Annotated in this window: 27 protein-coding genes; 11 read left to right on the forward strand and 16 right to left on the reverse strand. The window is 32.1% G+C overall.

The window, feature by feature from the left end:
• Positions 1-20 precede the first annotated feature (20 nt).
• Together METIN_RS01055 and METIN_RS01060 are read left to right on the forward strand one after the other, a co-directional pair.
• Positions 21-395, forward strand: coding sequence for a dihydroneopterin aldolase family protein (locus METIN_RS01055; RefSeq protein WP_013099631.1), 375 nt, complete (start codon positions 21-23; stop codon positions 393-395).
• Positions 392-1,954 (forward strand): hypothetical protein, encoded by a 1,563-nt coding sequence (locus METIN_RS01060; RefSeq protein ID WP_013099632.1) that lies wholly within the window; start codon positions 392-394, stop codon positions 1,952-1,954. Before METIN_RS01055 ends, METIN_RS01060 begins: the two co-directional genes overlap by 4 nt.
• On the opposite strand, the gene METIN_RS01065 is transcribed toward METIN_RS01060, so the two are convergent.
• Positions 1,951-2,784 carry a radical SAM protein gene (locus METIN_RS01065; protein ID WP_013099633.1) on the reverse strand — a complete coding sequence of 278 codons (834 nt, stop codon included), beginning with the start codon at positions 2,782-2,784 and terminating at the stop codon, positions 1,951-1,953. The two genes, METIN_RS01060 and METIN_RS01065, sit on opposite strands and share 4 nt — an antisense overlap.
• Complete coding sequence (locus METIN_RS01070; RefSeq protein WP_013099634.1) at positions 2,781-3,407, reverse strand: DUF116 domain-containing protein; 627 nt, start codon at positions 3,405-3,407, stop codon at positions 2,781-2,783. The genes METIN_RS01065 and METIN_RS01070 overlap by 4 nt, the downstream gene beginning before the upstream one ends.
• 29 nt (positions 3,408-3,436) lie before the next feature.
• On the opposite strand from METIN_RS01070, the gene comB reads away from it, so the two are divergent.
• The 8 genes from comB to METIN_RS01110 all read left to right on the forward strand — a co-directional run bounded on the left by comB (position 3,437) and on the right by METIN_RS01110 (position 11,480).
• Positions 3,437-4,078 carry a 2-phosphosulfolactate phosphatase gene (gene comB, locus METIN_RS01075; RefSeq protein ID WP_013099635.1) on the forward strand — a complete coding sequence of 214 codons (642 nt, stop codon included), beginning with the start codon at positions 3,437-3,439 and terminating at the stop codon, positions 4,076-4,078.
• The gene (gene rnp3 / locus METIN_RS01080) at positions 4,066-4,752 is read left to right on the forward strand and encodes a ribonuclease P protein component 3 (RefSeq protein WP_013099636.1); all 687 of its coding nucleotides are present in this window, start codon (positions 4,066-4,068) and stop codon (positions 4,750-4,752) included. The genes comB and rnp3 overlap by 13 nt, the downstream gene beginning before the upstream one ends.
• Positions 4,749-6,257, forward strand: coding sequence for a radical SAM protein (locus METIN_RS01085; protein ID WP_013099637.1), 1,509 nt, complete (start codon positions 4,749-4,751; stop codon positions 6,255-6,257). The genes rnp3 and METIN_RS01085 overlap by 4 nt, the downstream gene beginning before the upstream one ends.
• The gene (locus METIN_RS01090) at positions 6,250-6,993 is read left to right on the forward strand and encodes a UDP-galactopyranose mutase (protein ID WP_013099638.1); all 744 of its coding nucleotides are present in this window, start codon (positions 6,250-6,252) and stop codon (positions 6,991-6,993) included. Before METIN_RS01085 ends, METIN_RS01090 begins: the two co-directional genes overlap by 8 nt.
• Positions 6,990-7,916 carry a sulfotransferase family protein gene (locus METIN_RS01095; RefSeq protein WP_013099639.1) on the forward strand — a complete coding sequence of 309 codons (927 nt, stop codon included), beginning with the start codon at positions 6,990-6,992 and terminating at the stop codon, positions 7,914-7,916. Before METIN_RS01090 ends, METIN_RS01095 begins: the two co-directional genes overlap by 4 nt.
• A gap of 1,492 nt (positions 7,917-9,408) precedes the next feature.
• On the forward strand, positions 9,409-10,326 hold the full coding sequence (locus tag METIN_RS01100; protein ID WP_013099640.1) for a sulfotransferase domain-containing protein: 918 nt from the start codon (positions 9,409-9,411) through the stop codon (positions 10,324-10,326).
• Between the two features lie 188 nt (positions 10,327-10,514).
• Positions 10,515-11,216: a TIGR00703 family protein gene (locus METIN_RS01105; protein WP_013099641.1), complete on the forward strand. Its 702-nt coding sequence runs from the start codon at positions 10,515-10,517 to the stop codon at positions 11,214-11,216.
• Between the two features lie 15 nt (positions 11,217-11,231).
• Positions 11,232-11,480, forward strand: coding sequence for a hypothetical protein (locus METIN_RS01110; protein ID WP_013099642.1), 249 nt, complete (start codon positions 11,232-11,234; stop codon positions 11,478-11,480).
• On the opposite strand, the gene METIN_RS01115 is transcribed toward METIN_RS01110, so the two are convergent.
• From METIN_RS01115 to mvp, 14 genes are all read right to left on the reverse strand, one after another.
• Positions 11,477-12,994 carry a dihydropteroate synthase-like protein gene (locus METIN_RS01115; protein WP_013099643.1) on the reverse strand — a complete coding sequence of 506 codons (1,518 nt, stop codon included), beginning with the start codon at positions 12,992-12,994 and terminating at the stop codon, positions 11,477-11,479. The genes METIN_RS01110 and METIN_RS01115 overlap by 4 nt on opposite strands.
• On the reverse strand, positions 12,991-14,334 hold the full coding sequence (gene pfkC, locus METIN_RS01120; RefSeq protein ID WP_013099644.1) for an ADP-specific phosphofructokinase: 1,344 nt from the start codon (positions 14,332-14,334) through the stop codon (positions 12,991-12,993). Before pfkC ends, METIN_RS01115 begins: the two co-directional genes overlap by 4 nt.
• Entirely contained in the window at positions 14,310-15,407 is a 1,098-nt protein-coding gene (pgi, locus tag METIN_RS01125) for a glucose-6-phosphate isomerase (protein WP_013099645.1), read from the reverse strand. The genes pfkC and pgi overlap by 25 nt, the downstream gene beginning before the upstream one ends.
• Positions 15,408-16,937: a glycogen synthase gene (locus tag METIN_RS01130; RefSeq protein WP_013099646.1), complete on the reverse strand. Its 1,530-nt coding sequence runs from the start codon at positions 16,935-16,937 to the stop codon at positions 15,408-15,410.
• A gap of 99 nt (positions 16,938-17,036) precedes the next feature.
• Positions 17,037-18,878, reverse strand: a complete 1,842-nt coding sequence (locus tag METIN_RS01135; protein ID WP_013099647.1) for a methyl-accepting chemotaxis protein — start codon at positions 18,876-18,878, stop codon at positions 17,037-17,039.
• 72 nt (positions 18,879-18,950) lie between these two features.
• Positions 18,951-19,475: a tRNA (cytidine(56)-2'-O)-methyltransferase gene (locus METIN_RS01140; protein WP_013099648.1), complete on the reverse strand. Its 525-nt coding sequence runs from the start codon at positions 19,473-19,475 to the stop codon at positions 18,951-18,953.
• Positions 19,465-20,328, reverse strand: coding sequence for a diaminopimelate epimerase (dapF, locus tag METIN_RS01145; RefSeq protein ID WP_048203277.1), 864 nt, complete (start codon positions 20,326-20,328; stop codon positions 19,465-19,467). The genes METIN_RS01140 and dapF overlap by 11 nt, the downstream gene beginning before the upstream one ends.
• 11 nt (positions 20,329-20,339) lie before the next feature.
• A complete protein-coding gene (locus tag METIN_RS01150) occupies positions 20,340-20,624 on the reverse strand; it encodes a PRC-barrel domain-containing protein (RefSeq protein ID WP_013099650.1) in 285 nt (94 codons plus the stop codon).
• Positions 20,582-21,127 carry an NTP transferase domain-containing protein gene (locus tag METIN_RS01155; RefSeq protein ID WP_013099651.1) on the reverse strand — a complete coding sequence of 182 codons (546 nt, stop codon included), beginning with the start codon at positions 21,125-21,127 and terminating at the stop codon, positions 20,582-20,584. The genes METIN_RS01150 and METIN_RS01155 overlap by 43 nt, the downstream gene beginning before the upstream one ends.
• A complete protein-coding gene (gene sepS / locus METIN_RS01160; RefSeq protein ID WP_013099652.1) occupies positions 21,124-22,740 on the reverse strand; it encodes an O-phosphoserine--tRNA ligase in 1,617 nt (538 codons plus the stop codon). Before sepS ends, METIN_RS01155 begins: the two co-directional genes overlap by 4 nt.
• Entirely contained in the window at positions 22,707-23,756 is a 1,050-nt protein-coding gene (locus METIN_RS01165) for an MnmC family methyltransferase (protein WP_048203279.1), read from the reverse strand. The genes sepS and METIN_RS01165 overlap by 34 nt, the downstream gene beginning before the upstream one ends.
• A 4-nt stretch (positions 23,757-23,760) precedes the next feature.
• A complete protein-coding gene (locus METIN_RS01170; RefSeq protein WP_013099654.1) occupies positions 23,761-24,363 on the reverse strand; it encodes a ThiF family adenylyltransferase in 603 nt (200 codons plus the stop codon).
• Positions 24,364-24,366: 3 nt separating this feature from the next.
• Positions 24,367-25,362 (reverse strand): potassium channel family protein, encoded by a 996-nt coding sequence (locus METIN_RS01175; protein ID WP_013099655.1) that lies wholly within the window; start codon positions 25,360-25,362, stop codon positions 24,367-24,369.
• Positions 25,349-25,966, reverse strand: a complete 618-nt coding sequence (gene mvp / locus METIN_RS01180; RefSeq protein ID WP_013099656.1) for a hyperpolarization-activated voltage-gated potassium channel — start codon at positions 25,964-25,966, stop codon at positions 25,349-25,351. Before mvp ends, METIN_RS01175 begins: the two co-directional genes overlap by 14 nt.
• Positions 25,967-25,996: 30 nt before the next feature.
• Here mvp and METIN_RS01185 point away from each other — a divergent pair, with 30 nt between their 5' ends.
• Positions 25,997-26,506 carry a hypothetical protein gene (locus METIN_RS01185; RefSeq protein WP_013099657.1) on the forward strand — a complete coding sequence of 170 codons (510 nt, stop codon included), beginning with the start codon at positions 25,997-25,999 and terminating at the stop codon, positions 26,504-26,506.
• Position 26,507: the final 1 nt, after the last annotated feature.

Consider the following 26,507-nt stretch of genomic DNA (forward strand, 5'->3'; position numbering starts at 1 on the left):
CACCTTTTTAGGTGGTAGTGATGAGAGTAGAAGAGAAAGAGCTATTTAAAGAATACTTTAAAAATTTAAGTGATAGAGAAAGAGTTATCTTTGAAGGAGGAATCTCCTTAGGAACTATATTTCATCAGTTTGTAGGCACTCCAGTAAGTAAAAATAGTAAGTATAGCTTAGAGAGAGCTATAGAAGAGGCTATAAAAAATCAGCCATGTGTTTATGATGTTAAGGTTAAAATTAATTATGATGGTGAGGAATATATAGAGTTGAGGGGAGATATGCTAGATGTTGAGTTAATGATAAAGGTTAATAATGTTTTAGGAATCTTTAGGCTTGAGTATATAGAAGAGTTAAACTATCCTTTAATGTATGTAAAGGAGATAAAGGAGGTTAGAGAATGAAGAAGATAATTTTAATATTTACAGCTTTACTTCTCCTCTCCTTTAATTATGCTCTTCAATACAAGTATGCAAGCTCTAAACCTGTAGAAATTGTTTATATTAAAAATTTGAGGAATTTAAGCTACTCTCCATACATTGATGATAAAGCTTTAACAATCTTCTATATCCCTCTCCCTGATTATGTCCTTGAAGATTGGTATAAAAAAGTTGAGGATGGAGTTTATGAGATTAAAGAAAATAAGTTAATATTTAACTTCAAGCCAAACCTCTCAGAGAAAAAAACCTTAGATATCATAGGAAGATATATTAAAGCCCATGGAGGAACCTTTGTTTATATTGACAAAGCTCCAGCTGGATACAAAGGGGTTTTAGGAACTGGAGTTATATTGAGTGGCTTAGAGATAAGTGATAATGGAGACTATGGCTTAGATGTGGCTAAGAGGAAGTTAAGGGTTAATTATAATGAGATTGATAAAATTAAGGCTTTAAAGGTTTCAAAAGCCCTTGGAATAAATATAAGTTATATAGTCACTGGAGACTCTGGAGTTAAGCTTGTAAAAGAAACTTTCCCAAACCCTTCAGAGATAGGAGAGATTATAGGGGTTTATTGGTTCCCCTATAGGGGAGATAACTACACTCACCTACAGTATAAGCCAGATGAACTTATAAACTTAATTAAAAAAATTTATCTTGCAACAGATGATATAGTTGGGTTAAGCTACTATCCAATTCCTCACTTAGATAAAGCTCCATACACCTTTAGAAATGATCCTATTGGTTATTACTATCCAAAGGTTATACACTACAATCCAAGTATTAAGGATTGGGAAGAGGGCTTAGAAAGTGAGAATAAATACTATCATGCTGTTTCTGATGAGCCATATTGGGATGAAAAATATGAAGAAGTGTCAAAATGGTACTATGAAGGAAATCCTGTACCTTTAGTTAATGAGAGCAAGATGTGGGAGAGATACAAGTATTTCTCAGATTGGTATGTTAAGAACTATGCCTATCTCTTAGCTATTGGTTGTGATGCACTCTACTTAGAAAGCTCAGATAAGTATTTATTAAACTTAATCTTAGGAAGGGCTGATAGTGATTCAAAGATAGTGAATATTAAAAATCTAACTTCTTACTTAATTGTTCCTGGAGAGAGAGGGTTTAAAATAGAGGATGGAGTTCCAATAATAACCTTCCCATCCCTCTGGAATGAAAGTTATGGAGCAACAGTTATTAATGATGTATATATTAAGCCTGATGATGACTTTGGGGTTTATGTAGCTAAGTTGAGTAGTTATAACACAATGTTTATTTATAAGTTGAAAAGAGAAGGAATAAAGGTTATGTCATTTAAAGAGTTAGCTAATTGGTTAGAAAGATACTATAGAAACAGTGTTTATTTAAAAAATAATACTATTGAACTTAAAGATTACAAAGGGTTTAAGGTTGTTATTTACACAAACAAAAAGATAAAAGAGGTTTATCCTGAAAATTCAACAATAATCTATTTGAAAGATAAAATAATAGTTGAGAATGCTAAGAAAATTGTTCTCTCCTAAAAGTCTATTGGCTGATACTTTCTTTTTATTTCTGGGACCTCTGAAAAAGAGTCATACTTTACATTACTTAAAATAAAGCCATCCATCTCTTTTAGCTGAACCAAGAGACAGCCTTTAATTGTGACATTAGCCTTAGAAATCTTGTTCATCTCATCCACTAAAAAGAGGAGATCTTTAATACTTCCTAATCTATTTTTGTCAATCTTTAACTTTTCTATAATTTTGTCATTATAGATAATTAGGTGATGAACCATAATTTCATCTACATTCAACTTAGCTATCTCCATTAAATCCTTCTCATTTACTCCTGGTAGATAGATAGCCCTAACAATGGTGTGAAAATACTTTGAAGCTAACCTGATATTCTCTAAAACTTTATCAACAAAGTTTTTTCCATAAAGCTCTTTATATTTACTTATTGAACTCAAGCTTATCATAACTATGTCTAATCCTAAATCCTTAAACTCTTTTAATAACTCTTCATTTAACAAAACTCCATTTGTTTGTAGATCAACCCTCAAACCATAACTTTTTCCAAGCTCTATTCCCTTCTTAACCCCCTCAATATCTAATAAAGGCTCCCCATACTGTGAGATAGTTAAAGCTTCAGCTTTGTCTAAGTCTCCATATAAGCCTCTTCTAACCTTCTTTAGTTTTGAATAACAGAAAGGGCAATTTAAATTACAGGCTTGGGTAAGCTCTAAGGAGGGATGATGCTCAGGATTCTCTATCTCTAAGTTTAGCCCTTCACAGCCAATACAGTGCTTAACCACCTTTAACCTCTTAACTATTCTCTCAAGTTTTTCAGCAGTTTCACTTCTTAGTATCATTTCAATCTCTCCAATTTATATATTAGCTCATTCTTATCTATGACTGTCTCAAAACAGCCATCTTTTAGTAATGCTAATCCCTGAGGAGCTATTCCCTTTCTACTTAACATATTCATGCCAAAAAATAAATCTCTACTACAGGCTACACCAAAGACTGCATCAGCCCTTTCTTTTAAAAGAATTCTCTTTAAAAAGGTTGATCCTGGGACAATATAGACTTTAAAGTTCAGTTTTTCAGAAATCTCTAAGATTTCTCCAATCACACATTTTTTACACTTAACACAGATTAAGCCATTATTATTTAACTTAGCTGGGCACTTATTATTTCTTAAACAGTGTGGTAAAATTAAAAGTTTCTTTCTTGCATTCTTAAACTTCTCAAAGTAAAACTTATTGTAAAGTTCAACTCCTATTAAATAAAAGAGATTTTCAGCATCAAGCCATGAGAAAAACTTAAAGATTATTGGATAAAAGTTATCTAATAGATAGATAGCTAACTTAGGAAAAATTAATTTATTTCTCTTAATAAGGAGGTAGCCAGTGATGAAAACAATTAATATAGAGAAGACTAAGAAGATAATGAAGGCTAAGGTTATCAATCCTAATAAATATATGATATCCATAGGAAAACACCTTCTTAGGGGGAGAAAATATGATAGATATAGGAGGGAATCAAAAGGTTTCTGTTGTTGTAGATATTTTAAGATTTTCCTCAACAGTCACAACTTTACTTACATTTGTAGATGAAATATATATAGCTTTATCTGAGAGGGAGAAAGGGATTTACATAGGGGAAAAGTTTGGAGTGAAAAGAGAAGGCTATGATTATGGAAACTCCCCTATTGAAATCTTGAAAAATAAGGAAGAAATTTTAGAGAGGTATGAGAGAGGAGAGAAGATATTTATAAAAACCACAAATGGGACAAGGGTTTTAGAAAGTTTAAAGGCTGAAGAGATATATATAGGAAGTATCTTAAATGCTGAAGCTGTTTCTAAGGTTTCTAACAGCTTCTCCTTAATCCCCTGCCATACTTTAAAAGGCTTTGCCATTGAAGACTTTATAGGTTGTGGAGTTATAGCCAAATTTAGAGAGGACTTAGATGAATCTGCCTTATCTGCTAAGCTGTTAGCTGAAAGAGATTATAGAGAGGTTATAATAAACTCAAGATCAGCTCAAAATTTAAAAGATTTAGGGTATGAGAATGATATTTACTTCTGCTTGTTAGAGAATCTATATGATATTGTTGGAAAATATGAGAAAGAGAAGAAGAGGATTGTAAGATGTATGATATAAATAGATTAGAGAGGAGAGAAGAGTTAGAGTTATTAAAAAAACTTAGATGGAAGGGCTTTGTCTATTACATGTATGACACTGAATTTAGCTTAGAGAAATTTGAGGAGGTTAAAGACACTGCAGAGTCTTTAAATTTAAAGGTGTTTAGTGGAGTTAAGATAAGGGCTGAAAAGGTTAAAGAGTTGAGAAAGAAGATAAGAAAGTTTAGAAAGAAGTGTCATATAGTTATGGTTGAGGGAGGAAATTTAAAGATAAATAGGGAAGCTGTGGAGAGGCATGAGGTTGATATCTTATCAACTCCAGAGTTGAATAGAAAGGATAGTGGAATCAACCATGTCTTAGCAAGGTTAGCCTCTGAGCATAGGGTAGCTATTGAGATAAATTTTAATGAACTTCTACATAAAGATGGCTATGAGAGAGCAAGGACAATAAACTTTTTTAGAAGAAATTTGATGTTGGCTAAGAAGTATAAAGCTCCAGTAGTAATTTGCTCAGATGCTAAAAATATTTATGAAGTTAAAAGCTTATATGACCTAAGGGCTTTTTTAAACACTCTCACAGAAAGAGAATTTGCTAAGGAAATCTTACTTTATAATAAAAAGATCTGTGAATTTAGAGAATATCTAAGTAGAAAGAATGTTATTAGATATGGGGTAGAGGTTGTTGAGGAATGAGAGCTTTAATCTTAGATGGCTACACAGATGAGCCAGCTGGGTTAGGGGTTCCTCCTTATATTGGGACATATCCAAGGTATGCCTATGGAGTTTTAGATAAGTATAGAGTTGAAACTGACTACATAACAATAGATAAATTTAGAAGCTCAAAGATAGATTTAGAGAAGTATGATTTACTAATCTGTATCTGTGGCTTTCACACCCCTGGGAAGTATTTAAATGCTAAACCAGCTGATTTAAAAGAGATGGCTATTATAGCAAGTAAATTTAATGGAATAAAGATTTTAGGAGGACCAGCAGCTACAAGGTTTGGCTCTTCTCAGATTGGAGGGACATTGAAGGATGAGAAGAAGTATAAAGAGGTTTTTGATATAGTTGCTGAAGGAGACTTAGAGGCTGTTTTAGAAGACTTTTTAAAATTTGGCTTGGAGAGAGTTGATAATAAAAGATATAGAAGTTATGAAGAGCTTAGAGAGATAGCTATCAGAGGAGCTAAGATAGTTAAGAAGCATCCAAACTTTCCATATATAATAGCTGAGATTGAAAGCTATAGAGGTTGTCCAAGAGCTTTATCTAAAGGTTGTTCCTTCTGTGTAGAACCAAGAAGGTTTGGCTTACCAAAATTTAGGGATGAGAAAGATATCTATGAGGAGGTTAAAGCTCTCTCTGAGGAAGGGGTTAAATTCTTTAGAGTAGGGAGACAGCCATGTATTTACTCATATAAAGCTATTGATACAGAGAAGGAAGAGGTTCCTAAGCCAAATGTTGAAGCTATAGAAAAGCTTTTTAAATCCTTAAGCTCTCTAAAGCCAAGGGTTTTACATATAGATAATGCTAACCCTGCAGTGATAGCAAGGCATGAAGAAGAGAGTAGAGAGATAACAAAAATTTTAGTTAAATATTGCACCTCAGGAAATGTTGCTGCCTTTGGGGTGGAGAGCTTTGATGAGAAAGTGATAAAAGCCAATAATTTATTAACAACTCCAGAGGATACATTAAAAGCTATTGAAATTTTAAATGAGATTGGTGGAGAAAGAGGAGAGACTGGCTTACCTAAGCTATTGCCAGGGATAAATTTATTGTTTGGCCTAAAAGGGGAGAGCAAGAAAACTTTTAAAATAAATTATGAATATCTAAAGCTAATATATGATAAAGGGCTAATGCTGAGAAGGATAAATATTAGGCAAGTTGTTCCCTTCTATAGCACAGATATTAGCTTAAAGGATGTAAAGAAGGCTGAGAAGAGGAGAGAATTATTTTTATGGTTTAAGAAGAAGATTAGAGAGGAGATAGATAACAAAATGCTAAGGAGAGTAGTTCCAAAGGGAACCATATTAAAAGATGTTTTTATGGAGGTTAAGAAAGATAACTTATACTTTGGGAGACAGTTTGGAAGCTATCCTTTACTTGTTGGAGTTAAGGATAAAGTGGAGTTAAAAAAATTCTATGATGTTAAAGTTGTTGATTATGGAATGAGATCTATAACTGGGGAAATATATTTATGAAAAAGTTTTTCTAAACTATACAAGAAAACAGTGGGACTTAGAGCCTGAAGAACTTATGGGAGTTACTGATAGAGTTCCTATTTTAATATCAAGAGATGATAGATATTTTCAAGATAAATATCAAGTAATGCCTAAAGAAGGTTATACAAAAATGTTTGAAAGAATGTTAAGTAGTAAAAATATTAAAATTATGCTAAACACCGATTATAAAGAAATAGTTAAAATTGATTTTGATGAAGGGAAAGTTTATTTGTTTAACAATGAGTTTAAAGGAATATTTATATATACTGGAGAAATTGATTATTTTTTTAATTACAAGTATGGAAAACTACCATATAGAAGTTTAAGATTTAAGTTTATTGAGTTAGATAAAAAATTTTATTTAGATACTGCTACTGAAAATTTTCCTAATGAATATGAATTTACGAGAATAACAGAGTTCAAGCACTTTTATAAAAGTGTTAATGATGGGAATATAAATAAAACTATTATAGTTGAAGAATATCCAGAAAAATATAATGAAGAAAATGAACCTTACTATCCAATTCCAAAAAAGGAATATTTAGAAATTTATGAAAAATATAAAAAAGAAGTAAGTAATCTAAATAATAAATTCAGAAATATTAAATTTTATTTTGTTGGAAGATTGGCAGAGTATAGATATTACAATATGGATAAGGTTGTAGAGAGAGCTTTAGAAGTGTTCGAAGAAATAAAAGAAGGTGAAAAAAAATGAAAGATAATACTGAATCAAAACTACCTAATTTTTTAATTGTAGGAGCTGCCAAAAGCGGTACTACATCTCTTTATCATTATTTAAAAGAGCATCCTGAGATTTATATGAGTCCTATAAAGGAACCCAAGTTTATTACTTCTAATTTTTTAAAGTTTCCATTTCAAGGAATAGGTGATCATCTTGTAGAAAGAAGCATAATTAAAACATGGGAAGACTACACTAAACTATTTTCTAAGGTAAAAAATGAAAAAGCTATTGGTGAGGCTAGTGCAGATACCCTATACTACTATAAGAACAGTATAAAATACATTAAAAAATATTTAGGAGAACCAAAAATAATAATAATTTTACGTAATCCAATAGATAGAGCATTTTCTGCTTATTTACATTTACTAAGAGATAATAGGGAATACTTAACATTTGAAGAAGCTTTAAAAGTAGAAAAAAAGAGAATAAAGCTAAATTGGGATTTTATATGGCACTATAAAAATGTAGGATTCTATTATAAGCAGGTAAAAGCATATATGAAATATTTTTCAGAAGTTAAGATATATTTATATGATGACCTCAAAAAAGATACTCTTAAAGTTGTTCAGGACATATACAAATTCTTAGAAGTTAATGATTCATTTGTACCTACAAGTATAAAAATAAAGTTTAATGTTTCTGGTATTCCTAAAAATAGATTTTTGCATCGTTTTTTAACACAACCCAATCCCTTAAAAAGTGTTATTAAACCTTTTGCGAAAGCTTTGATCCCTAAAGACATGAGAGAAAAGATCATGAATAAACTGATCCAGATAAATCTTGAAAAGTTACAAATGAAGCCAGAAACAAGATCATACTTAAAAAATCTTTATAGAAAAGATATATTACGACTACAAGATGTAATTGAAAGAGATTTATCTCATTGGTTAAAATAAATAATCTATTGTTCTACAGATCATGTGCTCGTAATTAATATGTATACTATCTTCATGAGGTTGTCGAAAATTAAAAATTGATTATTATTGATTTATTACTTGATATTACTCTTATTAAAGTTTGTATGTTGTGAACTATCTATATTATATTAATACATTTCATTCTCCAATCTTACTGATAATTTTAAGTAGATTTTTTCCGTCTTGACCATATCTACTATCCCAAACAGCTGAAGTTATAGAAATTAAACCATAATCTTTATAATAACAAAGCTAAGATTGAAAGTTTATCATGAATTTGTTTTATTTAACCTTCTTTTTTGTAATATACATCAATCTGTTTATGGTAGCTCCGGTAGAATCTGATATATATAGCTTATCTGAACTTTTTAGAAGTTTATCAATTATTTCGTAAGTAATAGGGAGAATTTTAGATAAATCTTCTAAAGTAATTCTTTTAAATGACCTACCAAACGTAGAATGGTCAATATACGGATTAAACAGAGTTTTTGACAATGTTTCTAAATCTCTTAAACTTATTTTAAGGATAAATTTTATAATAAAGGCTGATATATACTGATTATATGATAATAAAGGATTTCTACCGACTCTACTAAACTTATTTTTGGATTCACCAAGTTAGTTATGGATAAAATTAAAATACAAGTTTGACGTAAATCAAAAAGTGAGCATCTTCTGTCCTATTTTTTCCAGTACTATTTTTACATTTTTATCCGCTCATACATTTTATTATCTCTTTAACTATATTCCATAATTTCATAATTTTTCGACAACTCCCTGATGTTGGTAAAGTTAAAATCGTGCAGTGTTGATAGAAAATCAGAAAAAACCTAAGTATTTAGTTTCTACATACTATAAAAAGAAGATAGAAAGCATAATAAACGAGTATATGATGGAATCAAAGATAGAAAAAAACATAGAAGGAATAAATCGATTTTAGAAATCGAAGAAAACCATCTAACGTCCAAAAAGAGCAACATTGAATTTGTTAGATTTATAGCAATAGTATTAAACTGTATAAAATATTTAAGCCTAAATACGGATTATCGTCTTATAAAGCGATTAAAGGTGTAGTAAAGAACTAATAAAGAAGGAAATATCGTGATCACACTGTCAGTTAATACATTTTTCATCTTTTTAGAATGAATAACTTTATATACTCTGAAGACACTTATAAAGACTAGTTTATAGAAATATCATTTATATTAAGATAACTCTAAATGAACATGAGCGAAAAAATTAATTAATAGCAAATTAGAAATAATGTATTTTGAGATATAATGATATAACAAAGTCTCTAAAACATAAAAAATTTAAGAAATTTAGTATTTAATACAAACTTTATTAAATTTATACTATTTAAAGTAATACATTTAAGTAATACACTCTTAACAATAACTCTTATATTAAAATTTAAAAATTATTAGGTATCATTTCCCAAAAAAATAGAACACAATATTTGGTAGATATTATGAATCTCAAAAATAAAAAAGTTAAAGTTCCTAACCTTTTTATAATTGGTGCTGCAAAATCAGGAACAACATCATTTTGTAATTGGATAAAAAAATCGGATAAATTTTATTTTCCAAAAGGTCTAAAAGAACCACTGTATTTTTCAAATGCTCCAAATAAAAATGTAAAAACATTAGAAGAATACATATCATTATATAAAAATAGTAAAGACTATCAAATTTTAGTAGATGCTAGCGTTATTTACTTTCATTCACCAAAATATACAATTCCAAAGTTAAAAGAATTTTATGGTAAAAAATTTCAAGAGTTGAAATTTATAGTAATATTAAGGGATCCAATAAAAAGAGCAATTTCAGAATATCTAATGGCAGTAAGAGAAGGTTGGGAAACGAGGGAATTTAATGATGTAATAAATAGTTTTCTTAAGGGAAATGATGAATATTATTTCAAAAATAGTTTATATTGGAGACAATATTTAGAATGGATCAAAGAAGTGAACCCAAGTAATATAAAAATAATAATATTTGAAGAATTAATAGAAAATAAAAATGTAATTATAAAAGAACTTGAAGAATTTTTAAACATTAGTTTAAGTGAGTTATATAATGAAGAGATTCCAAAAATTAATTCTGGAGGATTATTTAAAAATGAATTTTGTAAAATACTATATCATATTTTATATAACAAAAAGTTAATCTCAATTGTAAAAAAATCTTTGCCTGAACCATTTTTATATAAAGGAGACCTTTTAATTAAAAGATATATATTAAAAAAACCAGATTATAACAGCATAATCAATAAAGACAATCTAGAAAAACTTAGAAAAATACTTGGTGAAGATGCAAAGAAACTTGGAGAGGAATTAAGTATATTAAATAAAATTGTAAAATATTGGAATTTTACCTTAAACAAGTAATAAGGGTGAGAATTTCTTCTGTCCTATTTTTTCCAGTACTATTTTTACATTTTTATCCGCTCATACATTTTATTATCTCTTTAACTATATTCCATAATTTCATAATTTTTCGACAACTCCAGTTTCAAAGAAAGTTTTTTATAGAACTTCAAAGACATATTATATAAAAATCTTAAGCAGGTGAGAGCTTGGTAGTGGATGCTAAGCAAGTAGAAATAATAAACACCTTGGTCTTTGAAACCCTTGGAAATCCTGAGAAAGAAAGAGAGTTTAAGTTAAAGTCCCTAAAGAAGTGGGGGTTTGACTTAATATTTGGTAAGATTGATGGAGAGGAAACATACTTTACAGTTGAGATCGACACTAAGAAGGCTGGAGACAAATTTAAAAGAGAAGAGAAGGAATATGAGGTTATAGAGGTTTTAGAAGAGCTTCCTAAGAACTCTGAGTTATATGCCCATATAGAGATGGAGATGGGAATCTCTTACATAGTTTGCCAACTGAGAGATGAGGATGGAAACAACATAGAGGTTTTAAGAGTTCCAGCTGGCTCTTTGTTAATGGCCTTCTTCAAGAAGAATAAGTTAAGCAACCTAATAAAAACCATAAGAAACATTGGGATAAGCTCAGAGTTCTTCATGCAAAATGGAGCTGGTGGGAAGCCTTATAGCTATGAAGAGCTTCCAAATGTTGCAAGAAGATTTATAAGAAGTGTTAGAAAGGTTGAGAAGGAAACAGGCTTTGGTAGGTTAGCTTTTGCATACTATGGAGAAACAAAGGATGGAGAGCCAAGATATTGGTTAAGCTGGTTACTTCCAACCATAGCCTTGTTTGACTTAGACATCGCTAAAAAAGCTGATCAGGCATTAGGAATATTAAAGATAAAAGATTAAAGGAGGTAGATAAAAATGATTTATGGAATTCTTTTAAACATCCCTGAGAAGTATGCTAACAAGTATGAAGATTTGATAAGGAGAATTATAGGAGAGGGGATAGCAAGAGGAGACATTCTCTCCTTCTGTGAAGCAAGATATGAGGGAGATGTAGCCTTTGTCATGTTAGCAAGGTCAAGAAGAGCAGCTATGAAGGTTTATGAGCAATTAAAAGAGCATCCAATCCATGTTAAGGTTATAGAAATTGAGGGTAAGGGAGATTAAAGATTCCAGAAGTCATTATAAAATAGTGGGAAGTCTTGGTTGTACTTTTTTCCTATTTTTAGGGCTATCTCTGCTTTACTTAACTCTCTTCCTAAATACATACAGTGAGAGAAAGACTTAACCAAGTTCAACTTTAATATGGTGTCACAGATCTCCTTAGCTTTTTTTCCTCTAATAGATAGAATTGGCTTATTCTTCTTAAAGTAAGTGGCAACTATCTCTCCTCTCTCTCTATCTATTTGAATTTTAAAGCTTCCTCTATCTAATTTAAAGTTTTCTTCCTTAGCATAGACCTCTTCTACATTATAGTTAATAAATTGCTCATCAAATTTTTTATCCTTGTATAGAATTAAGTTATATCCTATATCCTTTGGAAAACTCTTTCTTTTCTTAGAGATAAAAAGTAGCTTGCTTGCTATCTTCAGCTCTTTAATTGAGAATTTACACTTTGGGCTTGCTTCAGGGGTAAAGATAATGTTAGCTCCAACCTCATAGGCTAAGGCTGTGAGGAGAGCATTAACTCCATGGCTATCAACATCAAAGAGTTCAGTAACATTCCCAGCTCCAAAAAAGAGAGGGTAGGAGAAGAGGGATTTAACCTTTTTATAGATAACTAAGCTCTCAAAGAAACCATGATTTATAGGCTCTAAGATAGGATCAATAATAATCTTATCAACTTCATTTTTCTCCAACAACTCAACTAAGTTTTTTAATCTCTCTATCTTATTTCCTTTAGGGATAATGACAATAGGAACATCATAGTCTTTAATCTCATTTATCAACTCTCCAATATTGTCAGGGGAAATACTTAATACTAAGTCAATCTCATGCTTTAAAGCCTCTCTTATCTCCTCAGGGTTTAGAGTATCTATACTTATAGGCTTATCTGTCACATCCTTGGCTATCTTTACTATCTCTCCCACTCTGTCTTTAAAATTTTCACCACTAACCATCCCTAAATCTATCATATCAGCTCCACTGAGATCATAGTAAATAACTTTCTTCTCCAGCTCTTCCCTCTTTAAGTAAGGAACATGAACAATTTCTCCTAAAACCCTTATAGGGAAAGAATCTCCTATCTTTAAATTTTTAATTTTAAATTTTTCCTTTTCTTTTTCACTCTCCTCTATAAGCTTTTCACTTTCCTCCAAGATGAGTTTATAAAGCTCTCTATCAGCTTCATACTTGGGAGATAAGTTAATTTTGTCAAGGTTTTTTAATAGTATTGGAATATCTATAGCTTCTCTTGTTGATTTATAACACTTAATTCCAGTTTCTTCTTCAACTAAGCTAAAGTCTCCTCTTGTTAAGCCAGTGACTAAGATAAAATCATATAGCTCAAAAATTTTCTTCCCTTTTCTCTTCTCAATCTCCCTTATCTCTCTAATAACAAGTTTTGGAGTTAAAAAAGCAGCTACATCAAGGTTAGCTACATGAACATCTACAAAGTTAAAGTTTTTTACAGCCTCTTTAACCTGATTCTCAGCCAACTTTCCAGTGATGATTAGGATCATAAAGACTTCCTCTTCTTTATAGAGGTGTAATAGACAAAGGCTCCACTTGATACTGTATCTCCTAAACCAACTGTTGACTTTGGATTTTTAACATATCTTGAAGGAACTGAAACAATCTTTAAGTTATCTTCCTCATAAGCCTTTAGGAATAGCTCTTTATACTCATTGTATGGAACATTTAGTCCAACTTTTAAATCTTCCTTCTTTTTGATGTCTCCAAGCTTTGCCTTAGTGGCTGCTAAGATGGTTGAGAAGTCTAAGCAATTTTTAAGCTCTTCTAAGCTTACCTCTTCTTTAGTTAGCATTAAGATATAGTAGAGAGTATGAACCTGAACAACTTCCAGGTTTTTAAACTCATCTAAGATAATTTTACATCCCTCAATAACATCCTCTATTTTACTCTCTTTTAAGATTATGTCTGATAATTTCTCATAGCCTATACTGTGTAATACATTAGCCAACTCTGTCTCATCCATCCCTACACTGTCAACCTCTCTTAAAATGTAGTTTATCACTGCCTCTCTAATTTTTAAGTTTGGGATGGAGGCAAATTCTAAATGGGTTAAAACTCCCTCTTTTTTTAAAGTTTTTATATCTTCTCTATCTCTTTCAAAGTAGTCTATATATGTAGTTCCATCACTATACTCCTCCTTAATCCCCTGAAATCCTGATAGGAAAGAGCAATCAATCATTTTAGCAAGCTCTTTTAAAAACTTTCTTACACTGTTGTCAAAGCACATCCTTAAAGCTTCAGGCCTTGAGGCAACTATAAACCTTGTTGATGCCTTAGCTTTAATCTTCTCTTCTCCCAACTTAAAGGTTAATCCCTCTTTAAACTCAAAAATTCTATTAATTTTTGTTAGCTTATCTTTTTTAACCTCTTTAACCTTAATTAACTTTAACTCATCATTCCCTATTGGATACACTAAGTTGTTAGAATCTATGAACATCCTACTCAATCTCTCTGAAATTAGAGGAGTGTAAAAGATAACTCTCTTTAACCCTAAGACAGCCATTAGGTTAGAAACTATCCCTGCCTGCCCTCCTATCTTTTCCTCATCATACTTGAAGGAGTTGAACCAATCATTAAGCTCTTCATTCTTTAATGGAACTTCAGCAGGTTTCCCTAACTTTATACTTAATATTAATCTTGCTATGAAATCTAAAGGTTCATTAATAGCCCTTGGATATTCCTCTATTTTTTCCCTTATTTTTTCAGGAGGGTAGAGAGAAATTAAGGAAGAAATAAATTCTTCATTAACATATTTGATAGCATCTATATTAGCATTGTAAGCTGTTAATAGACTAACATCCTTTATTTTCTCAAGATACTCCAACATATCCTCTTCTCCTCCTCAACTGCTGGCTGGTTAAATGGGTTAATATTGTAAAGAACTCCCATAAATGCCACTTGGATCATATAGAAGTATAGTAAAGAGCCTAACTCTTCCTCACAAACCTCTTTAAGCTCAACTGTAATATTTGGCACTCCTCTATTGGTTAAGGCTTTTTCAGTAGCTAACTTCTCAGCTTTAATAATTTCAGAATACTTCTTAGCATTTTCAAACTCTATCTCAACATCTTCTCTATAATTATCAACAGTTAAGAATGTTATTACTTTATCTTTCTTACCATCTAAGTAAAGTTGTAAAAGGGAATGCTGATCCTTAGCTCCAATAGACAATAGAGGAGTTATTCCCAACCCATTCTTTCCTAAGCTCTCTCCTACTAACTGTTTATACCACTCTCCAAAGTATGTTAAGGCTTCAACATAGGTGAAGAGAACACTTATATCCCTTCCCTCTCTCTCATGTAAGTAGTGTATGATGGCATTTTTAATAGCTTCATGCTTCTCATCTATTTGGTCAAGAGCCTTAGCCCCTTTTAACAGCCTCTTTACATCAACTCCCACAGCTGAGAGAGGAGCTTTCCCCACAGCTGTAAATATTGAGTATCTTCCAGGAACTTCTTCAGGGATATTTAAAACTCTATAATTATTTTTCTTGGCTATCTCTAATAACTTTCCTCCATTTGTGATAAAGATAAATTCTTTAACTTTAACCTTCTCTTTAACCAACTTATAGTTAATTAGGGTTTCAAGTGTATTCCCAGACTTACTTACAACATAAACCTTAGGGTTCTCTAAGCTCTTTATCTTCCTTAGAGTACTTTCAGGGTCAGTATTGTCTAAAAAGATGGCTTTACACTCTGGGTTTAAGGCATAGTAAATAGTTTCAGTTCCTAAGATAGAGCCACCCATTCCAATAACTAAGATTTCATCATGAAACTCTTCTTCAACCTCTTCTTTATAGATGGTTTCTCTTATTGGAGAGAATAAAGTTAAAAATTTATTTAGCTCTTCAGAGTAATCTTTATTAATATCTATCATACAATTTTTAAAGTCTACCTTCACTTAGATCCCCTCCACATAGTACTTATAGATAGCTCCTCCAAATAAGCCTATATACTTCCTTATAGACCCAGAGTTTTGCCAGCTGAGGTTTTTAAGGACATGATGATAACAGTTTCTCATCATCATTGAGAGTGGAGAATTTTTATGATATGGATCCCTTGGACAGGTTCTATAATTTAGATATTTGCAAACTTCATCTATCCTATAGAAGCTCCAGTTTAAAGCATGCTCTAAACCCCATCTTAGCCCAAGTTTATCAGGAACCTTAAAAAGAACTCCTGTAGCTCTGTCAAAGTTAGGCTCTTCCAATGGGTTTGGAGAGAGAGGAATTATTGTATCCTTTAGCCCTCCTGTCTCTGTAGCCACTACTGGAGTACAGTAAGCCATTGACTCCATCTGAACCAAGCCACAAGGTTCCCAGTAAGAAGGCATCATAGTCCAGTCACTGCTTGCATAGATGATGGAGGTTAAAGGAAGACAATAGCCAATGATAGCCATGACATTATCAAGTTCTCTACAAAGCTCTTTTAGCCTTTCCTCTATCCCTCTTTCCCCTTTTGTTAGGAAAATAAAATTAACATCATGCTCCTTTAAAAACTCTGGGAGTGTTTCAAAGATAGTATTGAACCCTTTCTGATAAGTTGCTCTTCCAACAAATCCTATTAATGGCTTTTTTATATCTCCCTCTAAAGAGCCATAAACTTCCAAGTTTTGGAAATACTTATTCCAATCATTTATATAGTCAAAGATTCCACCCTTGTAGATCCAAGCATACTTAATTTTTGGTTTAATATCATGGGCATCCTCAGCTGTGTAGGGAGAGATGTAAGAGTAGTCAAGGGGATTCAACTTATTCTCTGAGAGAATGAGCATTCTATCAATAATTTTTATGGGGTCATAGACCTCTATATCAATTCCATTCAAAATTCCTAAGAAAATTTTATTGTCTATATTTATCTTCCCTCTGATCTCTTCAGCATGGCTTGGGCTTACTGTATTTATGGCTGAGCTATACTTTATTCCCAAGTCTAAAAAGGTTAGGACTTCTCCTTTGTACTCAACTAACTCTCCCTTAAAGGCTTCATTATGTATAGTTAAGGTTGTTGGTAAATTTAAAAGATCTTTGCACTTTGCAAGGGCTAAGCCACACATCCAATCATGGCCAGAGACAACATCAACATCTTTATCTTTTAGATATTCAACAACAAGTTCTGAAAAAATCTCATACTTTGTTGGATCCCAAACATTTAAATTATTTATTTTCTCATTGCTGAAAACTGTAATGTCAAAATTTGCTTCAGGATGCTTACACTTTAAGACATCAAAGGAGAATTTAACATTCTTATATTTTATTTCAATCTCTCCAATATTTTCATGGATTAATTTAAAATATTTTCCATAGTGGTTAAGTGTAAGAACCTCAACCTCACAACACTCTTTTAAAAACTTTGGCAGATCTCTCATCACATCTCCTAACCCACCATAGGAAACAATTGGAGTTATAGTAGGGGCTAAAATAACAATTCTCATAATAACACCCAATAACTAAGTTAATAGATAAAGTAAAATTAGCTAATGATATTAAATTTAGTGCCAATATTATAAAAAAGTTAAAAAAAAGTTAATAATTTAAGTTTTAAACATTTCAACATATTTCTTTAAGTCATCAGCTATCTTAGTTATATTCTCAATAGCCTTACTTGTGTTTTCAATAGCTCCGTTCAACTCTTCAGTTGAAGCTGTTAATTCCTCAGCGGTGGCAGCGAACTCCTCTGAAATTGAAGCGACATCTTGGACATCTCTTAAAGCTTTTTCAACATTCTCAGTTACGTTTTGGACAGCTTGTTTAATAACTTCCATTTTCTCATGAGCTTTATCAACAGCCTCTTTTATCTTTAAGAATGCGTTATTAACCTCATCTATAGCAACAACTCCTTTATCAACTTCATTCTTTCCAGTTAATCCTAAGTCTATAGTTTTCTCTATAGCCTCTCTTATCTCTTCGACCGTCTTATTGATGTCGTCTACAGACTTTCCAATCTCTTCGGCTAAGCCTTTAATTTCACTTGCAACTACAGCGAAACCTCTTCCAGCCTCTCCAGCTCTTGCAGCTTCAATAGATGCGTTTAAAGCTAATAAACCTGTTTGCTCAGCAATATCTTTAATTAAAGCTGTAATCTCATTAATCTTCTGACTCTTCTTACCAAGCTCTTCTAACGCTCTTCCTAATTCATCAATAACGTTAGCTATTCTTTGCATTGTTTCTATAGCGTTTTCAACCTTCTCAACCCCAACCTGAGAAGCTTCTTCTACAGATTTAACAGCTTCAACTCCTTCTAACGCTGAGTTATATGACTCGTTAGCTAATCTATTAACATCTTCTAACTCCTGAGTTATATCTTGTAACTTATTAGACTGATCTGTTGCAGCTACAGCAACTTGGTTAGCAGCATCGGCAATTTGATCAGAGGTTTCTTTTAATCTTTCCATCTCCTCTTTTATGTTGTTTAATTCTGTGTAAAGTCTTTTAGACACATCTTTTAGATTCTCAATAATTTCCTTAATTTTGTCAAGAGATTTATTAATAATTTCTTCTATTCCTCCTTTCTTCATAACTTTCATTCTTACAGTTAGATCTCCATTAGCAAAGGCCTTCATAACCCTCTCTATTTCTTTGAATAAATCCAATAACTCTTTTTCTTTCTCCTCTTCTCTCTTTAAATCTTCTAATAAATTATTATAAATTTGTTTAACATTTTTGAATATATCAGCAATTTCATCCTCTCCAGAAACTTCAAGTTGTTCAATATCCTTTAAATCCTTCTTAGCTAATTTTTGTGTAAATAGATCTAAAATTTCTAATCTTCTTATTATGAACTTGTTAATTAATATTATTGCTACTACAATTACAATTATAGATAAAGCTGATAATGCCATAGAAAGAGTTTCTATGAATGATAATTTACTATTATAAAGTTCTTCATACATTACAACAGCTTTATGCATCTCTTTAAGTAAGTCTAAGTTGTTATTTTCAATATATCTTAAAGCTTCTTTAAACTCTGGATCATCCCTATTCTTAGTGGCTACTGTTTTAACAGCATTATAATAAGGCTCCCACTTTTTCTTAACAACTAATAACTGTTCCCTAATCTCAGGAGGGGCTGGATAAAACCCTCTTTCAGGATTACCATTTATTAGATCATTTAGATTCTTCTCAAAAGTTTTAGCTCTCTCTAATATATCTTTTTTATAGTAATCTTCATCTATCCCCAAAGCTATAAATGCAGCATCTTTAGCCATTATTTGGGTTAAAGCTCTTTGTAATCCTGCAGTATTTATTATAGCTGCATCCTGCTTAATATCATCATGTACTTTAATTGTTGCAAAAGTTAAAGCAAGGTTAATAACCAACAAAACTAACAAAATTGTTATCAACCTACCCTTTACAGTCTTTAAAAGCTTTATCACAAAAGTCACCCCCTATACATAGAGAGGTTTATCTATATATTATTCCAATAGTCTAAAATAGTATATAAGTATTTAGTCCTTTTTCATGACAACATTTTTCCCTTTTTCAGAAGGAATCACTTTTATTTTAGCATTTTCAAACTCTCTATATAGTGTCTTTCCTTCAAATAATCTATCTAAAAAAATAGCTAAAGCTGCTATCTCAGAATGTGGCTGATTGCCAATAGAAACATTAAAGTCAGCTAACTCATAAACCTCTCTTGGCACTTTCTCAGCACCAACAATAACCAATATATTGTCAAATTTTTTTATTTTCTCAATGGCTTTATCAATTCTCTCCCCATACATGGTTAGATGAACAACAATTCCATCCTTCTTAAAATCTTTTATATAGCTTCTCCAATTCTTGACAACCCTAAATTTAAAATCTCCTCCCCAGTTTTTCACAATTTTCTCAACACTTTTCCTTACATGCTCATCTTCTTCAGTAAAAATAATTTCCTCAGCTCCCAAGGCTCTGGCTGTTAATGCCACATGGGTAGAGACTCTTCTATCCCTATCTCCCCTATGTCCAAGTCTTAAAACCTTAACCCTCATAAGCTTCCCTAAACATAACCCCATCATAAACCATTACAGCATCTCCTTTCATATAAGCTCCATCATCTTTAATCTCTATTTCCAAGTCTCCACCATCTAAGTGAACCAAAACCTTATCTTTTGTAAATCCTAATCTATTGGAAACAACTGCTGAAGCTGTTGCTCCAGTACCACATGCCATAGTATAGCCAACTCCCCTTTCCCAGGTTAGTATCTTAATCTCTTTATCATTTAAAACTTTAACAAAATGAACATTTATTCTCTCTGGGAATATTGGAAGATTTTCTATTTCACTTCCAATTACATCTAAATGCTCTCTAATCTTCTCTAAGTCATCTACAAAGATAATGGCATGTGGGTTTCCAACACTTACAGCTGTTATATTAACCTCTTTCAAATAGGGATTTTTTAGCTCAGCCCTTTCATTTATAAACTCTTCCTTCTCACTCTTCACTGGAATATCTTTACATTTAAATGAAGGCTTTCCCATATAAACCCTTATCTTCTTAACCCTATCATCTTCAACTTCAAGCTCACAAACCCTTAATCCAGCTTTGGTTTCAACCTTTAGAGGATTCTTTTTTAAAATTCTCTCATAGACATACTTGGAAAAACATCTAATTCCATTCCCACACATCTCTGCCTCAGAACCATCACTATTAAAGATTCTAAATTTAACATCATAGTTATTAGAGCTTGGCTTTTGAATAAAGATAACTCCATCAGCCCCAATGGAGAATCTCCTCCTACAAACCTTCTTAGAAAACTCTTCTTTATTTTTAACCTTCTCTCCATCAAATTCATTAATCACAATATAGTCATTCCCAAGGGCATGCATCTTAGTAAATTCCAAAGCCATCCCTCTTAGTCTTTTATTACTTTAACTACCTTAGTCTTTATTCCCTCCCCCTCTAAGAGCTCTTCATTTATGACTACAACATCCTTTATAGAATTAACCAACTTATATGGAATTAGAACATTCTTCCCTTCCTCAATATCTAAGATACTTCCTTCAACTGGTTTTACTTCAATAAATACTAACTTCCCATCTTCATCATTGAAGATTAGATCTACAACTTCACCAATAATACTACCCAAGCTTCCAATTATCTTTTTTCCCTCCAAAATTCTCCAGGGCATCTTTTCCATATCTTTCCACCAACCTTTTTTAAGTCTTCAGGAGTGTTTAAATTAACAATATCTTCATAAATATTTAAAATCTTCTCTTTTTGATAACCATCTTTTGGTGACACTATATTTAACCCTATAGGCTTGTTGTAGTTAAGCACTGTTAAAGCTTCATATTCATTAGAAAAGCTACTAATAATTTTATTTATTATTTTATAGGTTAAGCCATAAATATCTGAGGGAATGACTAAAAAAGGATCATCAAAAAATTTAAAACAATAATTTATATCCTCTATAAACCCATTCCCAGGAGTCTCTATTATCTTATCTTTATAACCCTTCTCTAAATATCTTTTAGTTTCAGGAGTGTAGGGAGAAACAGCTATATAAAAGTCTTCAACTTCTGATTTTTTCACTTCATCTAAGATGAGATCAATTAAAAATTTATTTTTTATTATTATTAAGGGTTTTTCAACATATCCTAACCTCCCCCCTTTTCCACCAGCCATGATTAGGGCTTTCATCTTATGTACACCTTAGCATTTAAGAATACAGGCCCCCTAACATCTATAACCTTATTCTCACCCATAATTTGTTTTAAGGCTAAGTCACTAATCTTTAAGTTTATATCACTTAATCCTCTAACTATGGTTACTCTAAAATTGAACTCTTCTATGTTAGAGAGTAGAGCCTCTTCAATCTTAGAAGTTAGCTTAAACATAATTCCATCAATATATCTTATCCCTGTACTAACTCCATCAGCCAATATCTTACTTATTAACTCCTTATATTCCTCCTTAACACCCTCTAAGCTCTTAGGAACTCCATATATTGAGCCATCATAAACATAAACCTCATTTAATGCTGATGGTCCCAACAATCTTTTATTTTCTTCTTTTTCAAATAACTCTACTGTTATTTCCCTCTCAACACTATTAAACTCAATATTCTCCTTAATCACTATAGATACTGGACTCTCCTTATCCTTATTTCTTATAGCTTCATCAATCAATTTATTGGTTAAGTTATATAGCTCATCTAACACTGGGACATTATCAACCTTTATCTCCTTAGCCAACTCTCTATCACTCAACCTTTGCCTATAAAATTGAGGATAAACCATTGCTCTAACATCTTCATAGTTATACAATATCATGGCTAACCTCTCAACTCCTAAACCAAGGTTTAACACAGGGACATCTATCCTATAGTTTGCCAATGCCACTGGAGAATAGATTCCAAAGGTAGCCACTTCCAACCAGCCAAGCTTTGGATGATAGGCATAAACCTCAGTCTGAGTCTCTGGAGTGTAGTATTTACTCCTCTTCTCATCAGGCTTAAATTTAAATCTTTTAAAGCCAAACTGTTCTAAGAGAGCTTCAGCTATTGCCATTCCATCATCAACACTAACATCCTCAGAAGCCAAAACACAAGAAGCTGAGTGATAACTCATTAAATGACTCTTATCCTCTCTCTGCTCTCTTCTAAAACATCTATCTATTGAAAATAATTTTATTGGCAATTCTCTATTCTTTATTAGGCTACTGAGTGTTATAAACCATCCTGATGTCATGTGACTTCTTAAAGTTAGCTTACTACTCTCTGGCTTTAGCTCCTTAAACTCTGGAAAAGCCTTTTCCAAAATTTTTAGGGAGAGCTCATCACTTATATTTAGAGCTTCAGCTATCTTATAGGTTAAGTCATCTCCATCTATAGCTCCCTTCTTATAGCTGTGTAAAACTCTCCTTAAACTTTCAGCTTTCTCCTCATTTAACTTAACCCCCAACTCTTCAATAATCTCTATTTTCTCTCTACCTAAACCAACATCTGGCCTTGGTAAGCCAGCAAGGTAGAAACATCTGTCAAGGACAGCCATAGCTTCAGGGCCAAACTGCTTATAGATATCTTGCTCATCAACAATAATAGGGTTTATAACCTCTTCAAAACCTAACCTTAGATAAGCTTCTCTCAATCTTTCAATGGTTTCCATAACAGGATGTGGTTTTCCATAACTTAGCTTAATCCTTGGATACCTCTCATTAATTCTCTTCTCCTTTATCAACTTCTTAGTTTCTATCCAAGCCTTTTCAAAGTCTTTCTTTGCTAATTCAGATACTTCCTCAATATTGAATCCCATCCTATCACTTCTGACATCCTCTTTATAATCTCTGTTGAATTCCCTCTCTCTTTTTGGATTTTTAAGATCTTCTCACTAACTTTCCCAGCTCTAATCTTTTTTGTTGGTATGTAAATATTCTTTTTAATCAATTCATTTTTTATTTCCCTCTTAATTTTCTCTCTATACTCTTTAATCTTTTCCCTACTCCATGATAAGTTTTTATCTATATATGGGATGGAGTTTATAGATAAAGCTATTAATCTCTCATCAACCTCATTTATTCTCTCCTCAGTGCTTTTCTCTTTATAAGCTAAGGTTATCCCTCTCTTCCTCTCTGGACTTTTTCTCTCTACTATTATATAGTTAGATTCAACTAAAGCTCTTCTAAATGGGATAGAGGAGGAGTAGGAAACTAAAACTCCCTCTTTATTTAAGTGGCTATAGAGCTTTTTTAAAAAGTTGTATGTGTAAAGAGTAGGATCTCTCTTTGGAGAGAAGGCATCATGAAAAATTATATCATAGTTGTAAAGGTTAATTTTCCTTGCATCAGCAACATCCAAAATAATGTTTTTATATTTACTTTTGTATGAATAACCAAGCTTATTTAAAAAATATTCCCTTATCTTATCTTTAACTATCTCATGCTCTTTAAATGGAATCTCCAAGAATAGAGATAGGAAGAGAACTTCCTCACAGATCTCTACCATGTGTATCTTAGCATCTTTATTAAAGTGCAGAGCTGAAACAGCATTATATGTTAAGCCTGAGCAGAGGTCTAAGATAAAAGGTTTCTTTTTATATTCAAGCTCTGTTGGTTTAACAAACTTATAAATAGCCTCTTTTAAGGATCCCATAGAAGAGTGCATCTTTTCATTTTCATCCTCAGCCTTTAATGTAAAAGTTCCATCTTCAGTTTTCACTAAAAATTTCTTTATCTCCTCTAAGATTCTCACTTTTAGCTTCTCTTCATTATCTCCATCATAAATAGGGATATACTTCCTAATTACTTTAAGAGCTTCCCTCTGTGGTAGCATAATTTTAACCATAATAAAGATATTTTAAGCAGAGAATAACCATTTTTTTGGCTATCTCATCTAATGTATAAGGGGTTATTGGTTCCCCATCTTTAATAAACTTTCTTGTTCCCACAACAGTGTGGTTTTTAACACCTAACAGCTTAGCAGGCCCCTTAGTGTATTGGCTATCATCAATGTAAACCTTCTCCTCTATTCCAAAGACACCATTTGAGCCTATAGTTTTAATTCCCCTCTCATGACAATAATTTACTATCTCTCTTGTTATTGGTATTGTATTTCCTCCAGCTATGCAAATGATAACAACATCTCCCTTAATAAGGTGTAAGTTATCTTTATTTATATTAGTCCTATAGACTTCAGCCCTCTCTCCAAAGAATCTTTTAACAAGATCAACCTTATACTCTCCAACCTTTCCTCCAAGTCTTCTATGAACAATATCATTCTCCTCAATCTTTGCTGAGTCAAAGAGATAAACCTTTTCAGCCCCTCCTCTATGAACCTCTAAGAGGTTGAAGGCTACTCTAACCCCCAACCTTCCACAGCCAATTATTGAAACCTCTCCTCTTGGCTTTAATTTTTTTTCTAACTCTTCAACTTCATCCATGGATTACTCCCCTAAGTATTTCTTTAACTTATCCAACTGCTCACAGGTTCCAAATGCATAAATAATATCTCCAACATTCAGCTTTAACTCAGGTGGAGGGTTGGTTATATATTTTCCATCCTTTACAACCACCAGTATAGTAGCTCCAGTTTTCTCTCTAATCTTGGAATCTTTTATAGAGACTCCATCTAACTCTTTATTTTTAACTTCAAATCTTCTAATTTCCATGTCTTCCTTTGTAGCCACTAATGAATGGATAAACTCAACAATCTCAGGAGATATTGCCAACCTTGCTATTTCCATTCCTCCAACAGTGTAGGGGCAGACAGCTCTATCAGCTCCAGCCTTTATTAACTTGTCTAATGTAGATGGAGCATCAGCTTTAGACACAATAAAGATATTTGGATTCAATTTTTTGGCTGATAATGTTATAAAGACATTCTCAGCATCTGAGCCCACAACAGTTATTAAACCTTTAGCCTTCTTTATCTTAGCTTTCTCTAAGGTTTCATCCTGAGTAGCATCTCCATGGATACAGAGAAAGTTAGGATTTTTTTCTATTTCCTCCTTTAACTTCTCTTCATCTTTATCTATAACTATATAAGGAATATTATTCTTCTCAAGCTCATAAGCTACTATCCTTCCAAGCCTTCCAAAACCACAGATAATATAATGATTTTCCAACTTTTTTATTCTATCTCTCATCCTTTTCAGCCTAAAGTATCTTTTAAAATGCCCCTCTATAAAGAAGCTGGCAACATTACTTAATGTATAAGCTACAGCCCCAACTCCAGCAAAGATGTAGATGATAACTGAAAGCTTTCCAAGAAAGGTTTTGGGGGTGTAGTCTCCATAACCAACTGTGGAGATGGTTACAACTGCTGTATAGAAAGCAGTGAAAAAATCCCAATGCTCTGTAATACTTAAAATTAAAGATTCTAAGAGGATAATAGAGAATATAGCTAAAATCCCAACAATAATTTTCTCATGAGTTTCCATCTTCTCCTCTTAAAGCCTTCTGTATAGATGTAATGATCCCTGAGATAAATAAAAGGACAGAAAAGATAATAATTAACTTCCCAGCCTCAGTTTTTGGGGTTATATCTCCATAACCAACTGTTGTTATTGAGATGGTTGTAAAGTAAAAGGCATCAAAGAAGTTATTTATTTCTGGATTAACCTCACCCTCAAAAACCCAGATAAAGCAGGAAGATATAAAGCAGAGAATTAAGAGAGTTAGAAAGTTAATAACCTCTGGATACTTCTCTATCTTCCTTATTTTTATAATTCTAAGCAAAACTAAGATTCTTATCAAGTTGATAAGCCTTAAATTAACTAAAACCTTTGAGTAGAAAATATTTAGGGTGTAAAGAACAAAAGCTATAATAACTATAGTATCTATAATATTATAAATATCTTTAAAAAACTCCTTTTTGCACTTAGCCTTGTAAAAATTGTAAAGAGTTTCAAAAGTGAAGTAGAGGATAGCTATATAATCCAAGATAAAAAGAACTTGAGAATGTATATGATAGGTTGAGAGTATAAAGGAAATAGCTATCTCCAATGTGAAAATTAAGCTTAAAAGTTCTTTAATTTTTCCCATTGTAACCACCAAAAAAGAGGGAGGAGTTATATGTTAAGAGAGCTTGTTAAAAGAAGTTGGGAACTTATTGAAGAGGAAGAGAGGATTAGATACATTGATGAAGCATTTTTAGGCTCTTTGATCACCCTCCTATTGGATAACAATTTTGTTCTAATTGAAATTAAAACTATGAATGAATATAAAAGCTTAACCTTTGAACACTTAGACAGTTGGCTTAGGGTTAAGTTAGATATCTTCCCCAAAGAGCATAGCTTAGCTGAGTTTAAAACTGTAGGATCAAGAGCTTTATTAAGGCTCTCTGTTGGAGCTCCTTCAAAGCTTGAGAAGTTTTTAAAGTTTGGAGTTAAAGAAATACTTTCTTCAAGGCTTGGGAGTGTTGGCTCTATAGTTTATGACTATGACAATTACTACACCTATGTAGGTGTAACTTTATATATACTAATAAATGACTACATAGATGAAAATCTTAACATAGACTGGGAAAAGCTAAAGAACTTCTTAAAAGCTATTGAAGAGCTTACAGCATACTTAGAGGGATGAA

Origin of the sequence: Methanocaldococcus infernus ME (assembly GCF_000092305.1) — an archaeon.
Taxonomy (GTDB): Archaea; AGJL01; Methanococci; order Methanococcales; family Methanocaldococcaceae; genus Methanocaldococcus; species Methanocaldococcus infernus.

Coding starts and splice junctions, on each gene's coding strand:
- METIN_RS01140 (WP_013099648.1), bottom strand. CDS start 19,475: ATGAGGGTTAAGGTTTTAAGACTTGGACATAGGGGAGATAGGGATAGA.
- METIN_RS01065 (WP_013099633.1), bottom strand. CDS start 2,784: ATGATACTAAGAAGTGAAACTGCTGAAAAACTTGAGAGAATAGTTAAG.
- METIN_RS01095 (WP_013099639.1), top strand. CDS start 6,990: ATGAAAGATAATACTGAATCAAAACTACCTAATTTTTTAATTGTAGGA.
- METIN_RS01185 (WP_013099657.1), top strand. CDS start 25,997: ATGTTAAGAGAGCTTGTTAAAAGAAGTTGGGAACTTATTGAAGAGGAA.
- METIN_RS01110 (WP_013099642.1), top strand. CDS start 11,232: ATGATTTATGGAATTCTTTTAAACATCCCTGAGAAGTATGCTAACAAG.
- METIN_RS01060 (WP_013099632.1), top strand. CDS start 392: ATGAAGAAGATAATTTTAATATTTACAGCTTTACTTCTCCTCTCCTTT.
- METIN_RS01170 (WP_013099654.1), bottom strand. CDS start 24,363: ATGGATGAAGTTGAAGAGTTAGAAAAAAAATTAAAGCCAAGAGGAGAG.
- sepS (WP_013099652.1), bottom strand. CDS start 22,740: ATGGGATTCAATATTGAGGAAGTATCTGAATTAGCAAAGAAAGACTTT.
- METIN_RS01085 (WP_013099637.1), top strand. CDS start 4,749: ATGAGAGCTTTAATCTTAGATGGCTACACAGATGAGCCAGCTGGGTTA.
- METIN_RS01155 (WP_013099651.1), bottom strand. CDS start 21,127: ATGAAAGCCCTAATCATGGCTGGTGGAAAAGGGGGGAGGTTAGGATAT.
- rnp3 (WP_013099636.1), top strand. CDS start 4,066: ATGTATGATATAAATAGATTAGAGAGGAGAGAAGAGTTAGAGTTATTA.
- METIN_RS01175 (WP_013099655.1), bottom strand. CDS start 25,362: ATGGAAACTCATGAGAAAATTATTGTTGGGATTTTAGCTATATTCTCT.
- METIN_RS01100 (WP_013099640.1), top strand. CDS start 9,409: ATGAATCTCAAAAATAAAAAAGTTAAAGTTCCTAACCTTTTTATAATT.
- METIN_RS01115 (WP_013099643.1), bottom strand. CDS start 12,994: ATGATCCTAATCATCACTGGAAAGTTGGCTGAGAATCAGGTTAAAGAG.
- METIN_RS01055 (WP_013099631.1), top strand. CDS start 21: ATGAGAGTAGAAGAGAAAGAGCTATTTAAAGAATACTTTAAAAATTTA.
- METIN_RS01165 (WP_048203279.1), bottom strand. CDS start 23,756: ATGCTACCACAGAGGGAAGCTCTTAAAGTAATTAGGAAGTATATCCCT.
- comB (WP_013099635.1), top strand. CDS start 3,437: ATGATAGATATAGGAGGGAATCAAAAGGTTTCTGTTGTTGTAGATATT.
- METIN_RS01130 (WP_013099646.1), bottom strand. CDS start 16,937: ATGAGAATTGTTATTTTAGCCCCTACTATAACTCCAATTGTTTCCTAT.
- METIN_RS01070 (WP_013099634.1), bottom strand. CDS start 3,407: ATGGATATCATATATTTATTAGGATTGATAACCTTAGCCTTCATTATC.
- METIN_RS01150 (WP_013099650.1), bottom strand. CDS start 20,624: ATGGAAAAGATGCCCTGGAGAATTTTGGAGGGAAAAAAGATAATTGGA.
- mvp (WP_013099656.1), bottom strand. CDS start 25,966: ATGGGAAAAATTAAAGAACTTTTAAGCTTAATTTTCACATTGGAGATA.
- pfkC (WP_013099644.1), bottom strand. CDS start 14,334: ATGTTGGAGTATCTTGAGAAAATAAAGGATGTTAGTCTATTAACAGCT.